General features: G+C 58.3%; 8 protein-coding genes. 4 read left to right on the top strand and 4 right to left on the bottom strand.

Annotation, left to right across the window (positions count from 1 at the left end; translation table 11 throughout):
- Nucleotides 1-7 precede the first annotated feature (7 nt).
- From F3J20_RS04175 to F3J20_RS04160, 4 genes are all read left to right on the top strand, one after another.
- Nucleotides 8-1,438, top strand: a complete 1,431-nt coding sequence (locus F3J20_RS04175) for a DUF6418 domain-containing protein (RefSeq protein ID WP_167036939.1) — start codon at nucleotides 8-10, stop codon at nucleotides 1,436-1,438.
- The gene (locus tag F3J20_RS04170) at nucleotides 1,435-2,670 is read left to right on the top strand and encodes a hypothetical protein (protein WP_167036401.1); all 1,236 of its coding nucleotides are present in this window, start codon (nucleotides 1,435-1,437) and stop codon (nucleotides 2,668-2,670) included. Before F3J20_RS04175 ends, F3J20_RS04170 begins: the two co-directional genes overlap by 4 nt.
- Entirely contained in the window at nucleotides 2,667-3,908 is a 1,242-nt protein-coding gene (locus tag F3J20_RS04165; protein ID WP_167282111.1) for a glycosyltransferase, read from the top strand. The genes F3J20_RS04170 and F3J20_RS04165 overlap by 4 nt, the downstream gene beginning before the upstream one ends.
- A gap of 276 nt (nucleotides 3,909-4,184) precedes the next feature.
- Nucleotides 4,185-5,465 carry a glycosyltransferase gene (locus F3J20_RS04160; protein WP_167282109.1) on the top strand — a complete coding sequence of 427 codons (1,281 nt, stop codon included), beginning with the start codon at nucleotides 4,185-4,187 and terminating at the stop codon, nucleotides 5,463-5,465.
- A gap of 150 nt (nucleotides 5,466-5,615) precedes the next feature.
- Here F3J20_RS04160 and F3J20_RS04155 read toward each other — a convergent pair whose 3' ends face one another.
- From F3J20_RS04155 to F3J20_RS04140, 4 genes are all read right to left on the bottom strand, one after another.
- The gene (locus F3J20_RS04155) at nucleotides 5,616-6,545 is read right to left on the bottom strand and encodes a phytanoyl-CoA dioxygenase family protein (RefSeq protein ID WP_167036410.1); all 930 of its coding nucleotides are present in this window, start codon (nucleotides 6,543-6,545) and stop codon (nucleotides 5,616-5,618) included.
- A gap of 616 nt (nucleotides 6,546-7,161) precedes the next feature.
- Nucleotides 7,162-8,370 (bottom strand): glycosyltransferase, encoded by a 1,209-nt coding sequence (locus tag F3J20_RS04150; protein WP_167282107.1) that lies wholly within the window; start codon nucleotides 8,368-8,370, stop codon nucleotides 7,162-7,164.
- 679 nt (nucleotides 8,371-9,049) lie between these two features.
- Nucleotides 9,050-10,432, bottom strand: coding sequence for a hypothetical protein (locus F3J20_RS04145; RefSeq protein WP_167282106.1), 1,383 nt, complete (start codon nucleotides 10,430-10,432; stop codon nucleotides 9,050-9,052).
- Between the two features lie 634 nt (nucleotides 10,433-11,066).
- On the bottom strand, nucleotides 11,067-12,257 hold the full coding sequence (locus F3J20_RS04140; RefSeq protein ID WP_167036419.1) for a hypothetical protein: 1,191 nt from the start codon (nucleotides 12,255-12,257) through the stop codon (nucleotides 11,067-11,069).
- Nucleotides 12,258-13,620 lie beyond the last annotated feature (1,363 nt).

The raw sequence follows: 13,620 nt of genomic DNA, 5'->3' as shown, positions 1-13,620 counted from the left end.
CATGCAAATGCAACAGGCTAGCGAGCCGACCATTTCCCTGACCCACCTGATCGTTCCGGTCGTGGCCCTCGTCGCCTTGCTGTTCAATACGGCGCTGCCATCGCTCGGCTACGCACAGGCGAGCGCGACATGGACCTTCGTGCTGGCAGCGATCGCGGTTATTTATCTGGTGGCGACGCGACCGCTGTTTTCGGTGTCGATGCTCTATTTCATGATGATCGGCATGACCGCGTTCGTCGCCGGCATCGGCATCGAGGCGGGCGGTCTGATGATCGAAACGGCGGTCCGGGGCGAACCGAACGGCGCGTTTAGCCGGCTCCTGCTGTTCTATGTCGTATTCGTCAGCTGTGCGCTCTACGGCTTCGATCGTTTCCTGAACATTCGCGCGCCGAGCGTGCCGGTCGCACTGATTACCGCCGACTCGCGCAGCGTGATGCTCGGATTTTCATTGGCACTCGCGATCATCGGCGCCGGTGTGGCGGCGGGTCTGACGCAAGGTTTCGCGCTGATCAACGGCGTGAACCGGTACACGATCCGGAACGACAGTACCGGGACCGATAGCGTGCTGTTCAACACGTTCCTCAACAACCAGACCTTTCTCGCCCTGATTCTCGGCGCGCTTGCCACCAGCAGGAACCCGCTCGTCAGATGGTTTTCGGTCGCACTGATCGTCCTGACGACAGGTCTCTACATTCTTCACGGCGAGCAGTTCATGTCCGTGCTGCACTTCGGTCTCTCGGTGCTCGCTCCGGTGATCGCGGTGCTGCTGATGAGAGGCAAGCCGGTGCTGCGATATATGGCGATCGGGGGCGGTGTCGCGTTGATCATCGGAATTGCCTCGGTATTTTCCGCCTATCAGGGGCAGGGGCTCGACGTCAAAAACACGATAACGGACCGCTCGCTATTGCAAGGGCAGGTCTGGTACGTGGTCGACTACGACGCGCATCTGTTCAGCGCGCCCGCGTTGGGCGGCGCACCGGCTTTCCGGCGCTTCGCCGAATCGCTGCTGTCGCTGACCCAGCCGGGTTTCGACGACGCCATTGGCGTGAGCGGCCTGCGCGACGTCATGGTCGCCTACGGCGAGCCGCATCTGATTTCGACCTATATCAAAGACGACGTCACCTTCACGATGGGACAGATGGCGGTCCCCGTGTTCTGGTTCGGCCTCGTCGGCGGCGCGTTGTTCGTTGCCTTCACGGGCGTGATATACGGGGCGCTTTGCGCATTGCAGATCGTGTTCGCGCTGCGTGGCGGCGTCATCATGCTCTGGCTGATCGTCAAGCTGCTGAGCTATGCGAACTCCGGAATCCAGCAAGGCGACTATTGGTCTTTCTTCAGCGTCCGCACGTTGCTGTACGTGGCGATGACGTTCCTCTGGTGGAGGCTGGTTGATTCGCGGGCCGCGCCGATCAAACTGAAACGGCTGGTGGCACAGTGAAATCTTTTCGAACCCTGCTGTTTTCCTCGCTGTCCGGCGTCGTATGCGAAAAGGCGATCGGCGCGCTCGCGGCGGTCGCGAGCAACCACCTGTTCGCCACGCTGTACGGTGCGCGGTTTTTCGGCGAATTGCAGTTTGCCTTATCGCTCGCCTATGTCGTCAGTAGTGCTGCATTGATCTTCAGCGCCCAGGCCGTGTCGCCGATCTTCGGCCGACATCCGCGGCTGCGGCACCTCGTGTTCTATCGCGCGTTCCGTTTGCGTCTGGGCTCCACGCTCAGCGTGACGCTGCTGTTTCTGGTTGTCGTCGCCTTGCTGACGCAGTCCTCGAACAACGCGCTGATGCTGGTCGCCGGACTCGTGATGCTATGCGAGCCCATCGCGCTCGGCTCGCTGATGGCCTACGCGGAAACCAAGCCGTGGGTCATCACGCGGGCGAAAGCCTACGCGAGCGGCGTGCGGGTGCTGTGGCTGCTGGGCGCCGCTCACGCGTCGGTCGGCGCGGTCATCGCCTCGTTCGCCTGGCCGCTCGAAGCCTACGTGGCGGCGGCCGCGCCGTTCACCCGTTACCGGACGCTCGCGTTCAACCGGCCGCCGTCCCTGCACGGCTCGGAAACGGTCAAGCGAACGCTGATCGTTCGAGGACTCCGGATGTGGCCCGCGATTGCCGCGAGTGTGCTGGTGCTGCGCATGGACCGGCTGTTGCTCGGCACGCTGATGTCGAAGACGGACCTCGGTATCTATGCGGCCGCGGCGTCGCTCGTCGAGCAGTGGAATTCCGTGGGCACGACGCTCGCGCTGGCGCTTGCCCCGGCCATGGTGTTCGTCGCGCGCGGCGAAGACCAGCTGCGCAGCAAGGCGATCAAGCTCAGCGCGTATCTGGCGGTAATCGCCGCGGTGGCGCTCGTCGGAAGCCTGTTCGTCGGGCGCGCGGTGTTCCTCGTGATCTATGGCCCCGCGTTCGAAGCCGGCATTCCCGTGATGATCTTCGGCACGGCCTGCTCGATCGCGACGTTCGTGGACGCGGGGCTGACGACCTGGCTTATCGCCGCGCGCCGTTACCGGCTGATGACGATCAAGCTGCTCGTGACCATCGCCGCGATCGGCGTGGCGCCATTCGTCATGCCGACGGCGCTCATGATGTATGCGCCGGCGGTAGGGACGGCCTTGTCGATCGTCCTGTTCTGGGCTGCCGTCTTCGGACAGGGGCAACGTTTAAAGGTGGCGCAATGAAACTCTGCCTCTGCAATAACCGCTTTCCGCCGCATGTCGTCGGCGGCACCGAAGTGGTCGTCTACGATCTCGCGGTTCAGCTTCGCGACCGAGGGCATGACGTGTCGATCTTTACCCTGTCGGATTCGCGCTCGGCAGAAACCGTGGTTGTCGATGGTCTGCACGTGCACAGCATGCCGAATACGAACATCTACAACCAGTTTTCGCACGCTGAGCGCAGCGGGCTGAAAAAGGCCTTGTTCGGCGCATTGGATACGTTCAACCCGCTCGTATTCTTCTACGCGCTGCGCCATTTGCGGCGCCTCGGTATCGACGTGCTGTGCACGAACAACCTCAAGGGCATGGGGCCGGCCATCTGGCTCGCTGCTTGGTGTTTGCGGATTCCCGTCGTGCATGTGCTGCATGACTATTGGCTGATCTGTCCGACCTCGACGATGTTCCGCAACGGCCGCGCATGCGAACAGGCCTGCAAGGGGTGCCGGAGCGTTTCGGCGCCCAAGGCGTGGTTCTCGCGGCTGGTCGGGCATGTGGTGGGCGTCAGCGAATTCGTGCTGGAACGTCATCGACGGCAAAACTTCTTTGGTGCCGCGCAGCCCTGCGTCATTCATAACGCGCGGCAGCCGTTCAGTGCTGTTCCCGCAACACCCGTCGAACCGCGCAAGCCTTTTCGAATCGGCTTCATTGGACGCACCGACGCGACGAAAGGTATTCGCGAGTTCTTTGCGGGTGCGGCTGCGGCGAGAACAGGCAACCTCGAGTTGCATATTGCCGGCCGGGACAACGAACGGATTCTGGATCAACTGATCGCGGAGTACCCTGATTTGCGGGTCGTGCGTTATGGCTTTATGCCGGCTAAAGATTTTTATCCGCTTGTCGATCTGGTGGTCGTGACGTCGATGTGGAACGAACCGTTCGGCATGGTCGCGTTCGAGCCGTGGGAATTCTTCAAGCCATCCATTGCGTTTACGTCCGGCGGATTGCCCGAAGTATTCAGTGCTTTTCCCGAATTGACGGTCCCGCGAGGCGACGTCGCGGCTCTCGGTGCGCTGATTCGCCGCTTTATCGACGATCCGGCTTTCTATCGCGACATGGCTCGCCGTTGCCACGAACGGCGCAGTCACTTCTTGCCGCCGCGACAACTGCAGCAATTCGAAGCGGTCCTGCGAGCTGCCGCGAGACGGGATCGGCGCGCAGCGAGTGTGAGCGTAATCGAAGCCGACCGGGACGCTCGCAGCTAATCCGGTGTGCGGACGGGATGGACGCGCCAGCCGCCCCGGACGCATACGTATTGCAAATTCGGCGACGCAGCGGATTTGCGAAGCATGGAAGTTGGCGGAAGTTTAACGGCCAGCCTGGTGTTCTGATTAATTAGTATGGCGAATAGTATAAAGAGAAAGGTGGATTTCTGTGAATATCGGTAAAGAGATTCCATTGATATCGCGGCACTTCGGATCTGAACTTGCTTCCGTAGCCCAGCGGAACGATTCAGGAACTATTTCCGCTCGGGAGGCATCATGAGAAAACGCGTACTGATGGTAATGACCCGGGAGATTCCCCGGGCCGCGTCCAATGGACGCGAGCGCACGTTGTGTTTTATTCGCAAAGCGATCGGCATGGATGCGGATGTGCGCGAACTCAAGATTCACTCCGTATTCGAAACGGGTACGCTTGCCTCGAAGCTGCGCGCCGGACTCAGGGTCGCCGAAGGTCTGGTGACGGGCCGGCCTTGCGCACTGCAAGTCGCCATGTTCGCCAGTGCCGACGGAAAGAAGCGGCTGGTCGAGGCGATCGAAGACTATCAGCCCGACGTTATCTATTTCGACGGCATCCGGATGATCGACTATGCGGCGTTCGTGCGCCGGCGCTATCCGTCGAGCCATATCATCAGCGACCTGGACGATCTGATGTCGCGGCGCGCCCATATCCTGAGAACCGGCAATTTCGCGTTGTCCGTCGGCTACCTTGCCAAGTCGATTCCCCCTGCCATCGTTTCGCTGATCAATTCGCGATTCGCCCGCAATCTGCTGCTCAGATACGAGGAGTCTGCACTGAAAGGCCATGAGCGGCGGGCGACGACGGTGTCGAATGCCGTCACGCTGGTGTCGACGACGGATGCCGACGCGTTGACCCGCATCCTTCCCGGTGCGTTGAAAAGGCGGGTGTATGTGATCGCGCCGCCGGTCGACTCGGTCAAGCCGGTGGTGCGGCCCGCCGATCCGGTTCGGTTCGTATTCGTTGGTGCGGACAGCCAGTTGCAGAACCGGCTTGCAATCGAATATCTGGTGGCATCCTGGAAGAAGCTCGAATTGAGCTTGCCACTCGTTATATACGGGCGCATGTCCCGTCAATACGAAGCGGTGCCGAACGTCGTGTTCGCCGGCTTTGCCAGGACGCTCGACGAAGTCTATACGCCTAACTCGATTGCCCTATGTCCGACATTTTTGCGCGGCGGCATCAAGTCGAAGGTACTCGAGGCTGTCTCGTTCGGTTGCGTTCCGGTTGGCAACGACGCTGCTTACGAGGGGCTGAATTTCGAAGATGCCGCGCTGGCGATGGATGAGGCGCGACTGCATCGTTTCCTCGGCGATCCTTCTGGCGATCTGGATGAAGTCATGGAGGCCGCGACGCGGTTTGCGGCTTTCTGCGAGCGCAATTTCAGCATGCCGGTGTTTGCACGGCGTTGGGGCGATCTGCTGCGGCCGGTGTACGTTCCGGAGACCGAGACAAGTGGTGTTGTCGGCGAAGGGAAAATGTCCACCATCGCGCAGCGTAGTAGTCCGGCAAAGCTGCCGTGAGCGTGGCGCGGTGACTCACGCCTTGCCGTGAGTCACCGCGAGGCGTGTACGGCGCCAGATGGATTCGTTCCAGAAGGATTGCGTTGCCTGAGCAGGAGAGGGGCGCGCAATAGAAGTCCCTGGAAGTTCCGGCGCGCCCCGCTTGACGTGCTATATGCGCTTCCGCTTGTGCATCAACGTCCACCAGCGGCGCTTGAATCCATAATAAAGACGATACGGATCGATATTGTTCCGTCGCATCACGCGCCGATACAGAGCGGTAATTTTCCCCTTGCCCCGCAGCCAATTGACTTCGATCTCGTCTCGCGTCGTGGTCTGATTGAGCCAGTTGAACTCGCGGTATTCCGTCGAAACGGTAGCGGGAACATCGAAGACGACGACATAGGCAAAGCGCGCCGTTGCGGTGACATTCGGCCCGGCACCATGCAACGTGCGGCCCAGATGAACCGTACATCCGCCAACCGGCACAGGACAGAAGATTGCGTCGTCGGGATCGAATCCTTCATAGCATTCAATTCCGTGCGAACGTTCCTTGCCCGGGAGTTTTCTATGAGGCTGAACGCTCCACCGATGCGAACCCGGAATAAAACGAAGACAGCCGTTTTCGATAGTCGCCGGTTGCAGAGGTAGCCAGAAGCTCACTTCCTGGTAGTTGAACCGCGGGTCGTGAAATGCTTCGTCCTGATGCCAGGGGGTTTCAGGGCCGGCCACCGGCGGCTTGTAGAAGAGGTGATCTCCCGCGAAGCGCGCCTTGGGACCGAGAACCTGCCTCGCGAGGACTTCGAGCCGCTTGTGATAATTGGTTCGGCGCAGCCGCGGATTGAAGTTGCTCGGCATACTGAGCTGCGTCAATGCCGTCGAGGCGAGAGGATTGTCGCCAATGAAGTCGAACAAAGCCCCCTCCTGGGCACCCGCGCCGGCGAATATCAGTCGCTCACAGATGCCTTTCAGTTCGGCTATTTCTTCCAGCGAGGCAATGTTCTCAAACGAACCGAAGCCACGCTCTCGAAGCGTGGCAATCTGATCGGCGAGTAAACTGTTCTGCGTGAGACGATCGGGGAGCACAAAGTTTGTTTGCATGTCTTCTCCAATGCGTTCCGACCTTGATGGAATAATCTTAAAAGTTGTTAATTGTTAAATATGTTCGATACCGCCTATATCGGCACTTTCATGTTGTTGTCATATAGGGCTGTCATCGAATGTCTATTTCCCGATATAGGTACTCTTACTATTTCTCGGCAGGCTCTCTCGCATTTTGCGAGTTTTTCTATTGAGACCTATAGGTATTAGACGATTGAGCGATGAATGGATTGAATAGCACGGTGTCGTGTTGCGATCGACAAAGAGTTATCCGTGAATAATTTGTGACGACTCATGCAGTCATGCAAAGTGAGCGATAAGTCGATATGGAGTCGGCACGCGCGTGCCGACCGATCTCGACGGTTGCGCTGGTTACGCATTGCATCAATGCAATGGTGATGCAGGAGAGAGAAATAGCTGTGTCACGGCCCGATGCATGGCGAACACGAACAGGGCGGCCGCTACGAACGTGCTACGTGGTGCTGCATGGCAAGCGACCGCGCCGAGTGTCGTAACCATCGGAGGCGCTGCAAATGCAGGGCGCTTCAAGCGAGGGAGTATCGGCGTTAAAGGTCCGGCACCGTGATTTGGAAAAGCGCAACGACCTGCCGTACGCCTAGCCGCGAAACGCCCGAAGCAGAATGCGATGCAACCCGGCGCACACGACGTGTGTCGAGTATTGCTGTGCATTGGTTGTACCGCGCTCCCGCAGTTCGTCCATCCGGGAAGGGGAGTCGATCAGGCTGCCGATTGCCGCCGCCCATTCGTTCGGATTCGTCGGGTTTGCAACGGCAAGGAACGAGTCCTTCATGGAGCCGCGAAAGACCGGGATGTCCGATGCGATCACGGGCGTTCCCGCCATCTGTGCTTCGATCACGGTGCGGCCGAAGCCTTCGTGCAATGTCGCCGAAACATAGATGTCCGCGGCTTGATAAAAGTACCCGAGATCTTCCTCGCTGACGGAGTCGGCGAAGTGAGCATGGAGCCCGGACGTTTCGGCGAGCGTTTTGCATTCCATGCGATTAGCGGCATTGAACGCTTTGCCTGCCCGAACGATCATCAGGTCCTTGCGCGCCAGTTTGGCCAGCGCCTGAAACAAGGTGAGGTTGTTCTTGCGCGTTTCATCGGAGCCGACATTGAGCAGCACCAGCGCGTCGCCCATGTCCAGACCAAGGCGTTGCTTCAGAATCGCCCGCGCCTGAGCGCGAGTCTCACTTCGTGTCGCCGCGGCGAGCGGCGAATATTTGTCTTCGAACGGGCAGGGCACGATCTGCACGAGCTCGGGCTTCACCGGGGCAGCGTGTATCAGATCCTTGGCCGCCGAGTCGGCTTCGACGAGCACGAGATCCGCTTTCGGCGCCAGCGGAAGAAGTGTCTTGACATAAAGTGACTTGAGCTTTTCCACGATGCCGCGAGCATGGCCTGGAATCTGGACGTGATGGAACATCAGACAGACCCGACCACCGGCGAGATGGATGATCGGGATCATGAAACTGAGGTCTTCCTGATAAAGGATGATCATGTCGCATGAACGTGCCACGCGAATTGCGTGCAGCGGGTACAGCACCAATTGCGTCCAGTAACGCTTGAGCGAGCGAGGCTGTGCATCGATATCGACTGTTTCGACGCGGAAGTTCGTGTACTTCCTCAAACCCGCAGCCAATGCAAGACTATGCTGACCTACTCCGGTCAGGCTGCTTGGCCGCGGCCCCATGAACCACACGATCCGTGCACCGTCGGCCGCATTCGGTACGGCGCTTTCTTGCGAGACCGGTTTATGCAGTTCTGCTGCATCGCGTCCGGACAGCATGGAAAATAATTTCATGGATAGTTCTGGCGAAAACAAGGTTGACGGGCCGCTGAGCGAATATCGGCGTATAGCTGCCTGAATCTTCGTTCGGCCGGCGTTTATCTGGAGGTGTTCGAGCGGCGTCCTGAATGGAGAAACGCGAGCCGGTCCGTTGAACGGGATGCTGTCGAACTTCTCGTATTTTCCTGAAACACGAGGCCGTCCGTTCGAGGCCATTCGGTCCGCTTGCGACGGCACTCGACGGATTCCTCGCATGCAGGCTTCGTGTTGCTCGATGGAGCCATCATGTGAACCCTCAGACAGATACTGAGCGCCGTTGCCGTCATTCTCAGTGCGCTAGACCACAATGATTTGCGCGAAGCATGAATCCGGAACGTGTTGCTGGCGGGGGGGCTCGAGGCCGATTGAGGCCGAAACAGGGATACGCCGTTGGGTTCGTGGAGCCGTTGCGGTTTCAGATTTGCCGCAACGCGAGACGCGACCTGTTGGCGCGACGTCGGGCGAATTGAACAGGAATGTAATGACGCAGAGGAGCGGAGGAGAGTCGCGTTATCCGGTTAAACAATGCGTCGTCGAATGCGAATGTGCCACGGACCCTTGCCATCTGTTTGGCAACAAGGGCGGCGTGGCACATTCATCGATCAACAACAGAGGCAACTCCCCGCTTTACGACGACATGACGGGATCGGTTCCGTCACAGGCTGCTGGCGGATGACGTATCCGGAATCACCTCGTTCTCGTCCAGCACAATGTCCGTGTCGCGTTCGAACGGCACGGTCGATAGCGCTTCGAGGACGCCATTCATGACCCGTCCGCCGAAGTCATGGTGAAACGCCCACACGCCGTAAATGCGTCCACGGAACGCGGCTTCGAATCCGGTCTCGCGGCGGATCTGTTCGTCGGGACGGAACCCCGAGCCGAGTCCGAACGAGAACAGCCCTTGCACCAGATTGCCGTTGACATCGAAGGGGCATCCATACCTGTCGGAGACCACTCCGCCCTGGCCGAGTTGCAGCGAAATCGGCAGGTCCCAACGATCGACGAGTATCGACATGTTGGGCCCGTATCCGGCGCCGTGAACGACCGCGATCGACTCTTCCAGACACTCGCGCGCGCGCGACCGGGCCGCGTCGCTCGAATCCGCCTCGATCAGCTCGATGCGTGGTTTTGCGCCGGGTATATAGCCGCTTGCCATGATCGAGCGCGCAATATCGAAAGCCCGATAACGCAGACCGCCGGCCCGGTTGACCCGCTTGGTGACGGGGCAGACGTCGTTCTCTTCGTCGACCTCGTAGCTATTGGCGTGCGCTTCGTCGACCGTTTCGAAGAACAGGCGAACCTGAGATCGGTGAATCACGGCAATTTCATCGAGGCCTTCGCTGCCCAGTTCCATGGCGAGACGATCGACAACGGTGAAAGCACTATGCGATCCGCCGATAACCGTAATCCGTTTCGGGCGGCGCGTTTCTCGTTGCGAGAGGTCGCGCGCGAACTCGTCGATCAATTGCGGAGTCGTCAGGCTGAGCAGATCATCGGACACATAGCTGCGCAGATTCTCGTCCGGCGGCGGCAACCGCAACCCGCGACACAGCTCGTCGATTTCGCTCACGTGCTGCTGTCCGCCGAGATTCATCACAACGGTGTCGCTCGATACCGTGCAGACCTCGGTCGGATCGCTGACATCGTGATAATCGATTTCGAAACCACCGCTGTCGAGGTATCGGATCTTGTCGATCTCGCGGCCACGCAATACCGTCACGTCGTAGCGCGCGGTCAGGTAAGCGAGCAGCTGCTCGGTTGCCAGCGCGAGCAACGCACCCGCGTCGGTAAGGCTCGGCGGCCCATCGGCCACCTCGACCATCCGTTTGTGCAGCGGCGAGTTTTCCCTAAGGTCGGCAAACACCTCTTCGAAGTTGGCGTGTTCGAGGCAGGCGAGAAACGTGTTTCCCACGGTATTCCCGGTGACATTCACGTACTCGCCCAGCCTGCCAGCACCGAGTTCGGTGCGTTTGTCGATAATCAACAGACCATTTCTCGCGATCTCCGGCAGATTGCCCGTTTTGAAAGCATGGAACAAAAATCCCATCCCCGACGGACCAGCTCCGCAAATGGCGCAAGAGAATTTTGTCCGTGCAATCCGCCCGACGGATGGCACGTGTAATGTGTGATTCACGTTTGTTTTCTCCTTAGCGCGGGCATTACGACGCTAATGTCGTATGAAAGGAGATTTCCGCTCTGTTCGCTGCCGCACCGAACTGCGATGTAGGCGACCGAGATGTATTCAACCAGCTAGATCACCGCGGCTGGTTTGACAATCTCGCCCGGTGGATCGGGTGCTGCGGAGGGGATGCGGCCGAATCGGACAAAGAAGAGCGGATTTGGCGATTTTTTTCTGTGAGTACTGACTGAGGCAATTGCCTGCGGCGCGCGTGATCGGGTTCGATCTGCTATGGGCGGGGACGAGGCGCGATCAAACAGGTGGCGAGGAACACGTGCTGAGTGTGTTGGCGAGTTGAATGGCCGCGCCGTGAGTCAGGGATCGCTATGAAGTGATGAGCGCGCGCATTGGCTGGGGTACGAATGCTTTGCCGCTCATTGAATGATCGAAGAGGAGAACAAGGAAGTACGCCGTATCGCACAGCGTACTTCCTGCTCTGAACGCGAGGCGCCACGTGACATCATTCGATGTCATGCGACGCGGACGCGACCGCTTAATTGACCGTGATGGCCGAAGAAAGCGTGTTCTTGATAAACGGCTTGCCCACTGCCTTGACGTAGTATGTGCCCGCGGCGGTTACCGGGATCGTGGTCGTGTTGGCCGGGTAGCTCACCTGGCTCCACGCGGAATTGTTGAAGCTCCACAACTCCAGATGGTCGAGGGTACTCGTATTCGACGGGGAAACCGTAATCGTGCGGCCGCTCGCCGACGTATTCAGCGTCAGACAGTTATCGACACCCGTTTCCAGCGGCGTGCCTTCGTAGTAGTCATCCCATGTCACCAGTTGCAGGAAAGGAAGCTGCTTCGCCGAGTTGTAGTACTGGTTGATCTTGGTGAAGCTGTTGAGCCACGTCTGACCGCACTGCTGATCGACGTACTGCTGACCATCCCACGACGCATATTGCGAGTTGAAGCCCTTGTAGGCGCCTCCCATCGTGATTTCCGTCGGGTGCAGATTGGCGCGGGTGTAGAAGTCGTCCATGCTCGACAGATCGGGCGGCACCACGTCTTGAGAGGTCGGGTTGACCCAGAGGAACGAGCCGCCGCTCTTGGGGATGTTGAATCCATCCGGCGACGTCGCGTTGTCCAGGTGCACGAACTGGACATTCGGATACGCGTTCTGAATCGCTGTCCAGTCGATACCGCTTGCTGCCGTCAGGCCGAAATCGCCGACAACGGGCTTGCCGTTATAGGTCAGATACGACGGGTCTTTGAGGTACTGCGCATTGATGTAGTTCATCGCCGCCAGCACCTTGGCCTGGTTGGTGCCGCTCGCGTTGTTCAGCAGGTTCGCGTCGAGCATGATTGCAAACGTCAGCTTGTCGCCCGACAGCGTCGTGTAATTGTGAATGAGCGGCTGCGAAACGAGCCAGTCCTTGTCGCTGATATCGGTCTGACCTTGCCAGTCCACCATCACGCCGTCGACACCGCGACTGACGATATCGGCGAAGAATGAGTTGATATAAGTCGGATTGGCGTTCGAGTAGTTGACGTTGATACCCGTGTCCATGCCGCCGTCGAACCACGGCAGATAGTGCACCAGCACCTTCGTGGTGTTACCCGGGTAGAGCAGCGAGTGAACGTTGATCTTCGAGACGTCGGTCGCGCCCGACAGCGTGCCGTTCGACAGACCTGCAAAGGACACGCTTGCCGAGGTGTCGGCCGGCATCAGTGTCGATTGCACGGCTGCCGATGCGGTCGATGCGGCCGAACTGGTCGAGCCGGTCGAAGCCGCTGGAGTTGCCGGAGTTGCGGGTGACGATGCACTCGATGTCGACGGTTGGGTGCTTTGCGAGTGCGAATAATGTCCGTGTGCTTGCGCCGAACACGCGACAAAAGAAGTCGTACAAGCCGCGAGCATGGCGCGGGAAAGAACGTTTTTTAATTTCGATGACACTAGCAGGATCCTCTCGAATTTTATTTGAAGACTCAAAGCCCCTGTACCTCGGACTTCACGAAAAAAAGGGCTGCCTGCGCCGAAGGCGCCTCGGCTGTGCCCCAGGCGTCGACAAAAGATGACGAGGCCATGACGCCGATCGCAGCGGCAGTGCCCTGCGATCAGGCTGGAGAAAGCGGATTCGTTCTTACCAGGTCACTTCATAGGAGTGACATATTGATAAGCATGACTGATTAACTCAGGCTGTTCGATATCGAGTATTGCGATTCCTCCTCTTATCGGTTGGTCACCTCGCGGCAACATCATCTCGACGCGACTCGCCATCCACACGCCATCCGACGGTGGGTGAATCAGGACTGGAGAAGGGAACGAACTTTCGTCCAGAAAGACAACTAGAGCGAAGTCTGTGTCGATTGAAGTGTTTTCGAGAAAGTGGCGCTATAACATAAAATGACCAGAATAGTTAATTTGCAATGCGAATTAAAATGTATAAAAATGTAACTGCCTTACATCTCACGCACGACCGCTTTCGTGGCACGCACACTGGCAAATTCGCTCGATCGTGGCGGACTCATACCCACGCTCTGATCGGGAAAAATAAGGACCGTTACGTACTGACAGGGTCATAACATCAGAACAGAGCCGCTCGATATGAATGGCACGGCCCTTCCTGATCGAGGATGTATGCGTCGATTCCGTTGATTGCAGCGGTGCGAGCGTCTTGATCGCGATAGCCACTTGCAGTCCACCACCCGCGAAGCGAAATCTTTCGAATTCGCCGGGCGCGAAGTATTGCTGCTGGCAGATGCAAATGGAGCGAGAGAGAATTGCGCGATAGGGTTTTCCCGCGCAACTCAAGTGCACGAATTATCCCCCAAAAAACGTTTCAGTTTTGTAACGCAGGCAAAGTTCAGGCAAAAAAAGCGATAGCTCCCCGCTCCCGTTTTCGAGGAGTTGGTTTTTCCTTGAATTTCGCATCATATGCAACAACTCTTCTTCCGGAATCGAAAAGGAACAATGAAATACTTGGCCTCCTTACTTCATTCATACCAAAGAGAGCGCGTCGGTATTTTGAAATTCTTCATATAAATAGTATTCCGAATAAAATACCTAAGGAGGGAATCTAGGTATTTTCCGCCAATGTGGTTTT

It is taken from the genome of Paraburkholderia sp. Cy-641 (assembly GCF_011752945.1).
Classification (GTDB): Bacteria; Pseudomonadota; Gammaproteobacteria; order Burkholderiales; family Burkholderiaceae; genus Paraburkholderia.
Note: the sequence above shows the minus strand (reverse complement) of the source record. Positions and strands in the feature narration are given on the sequence as shown.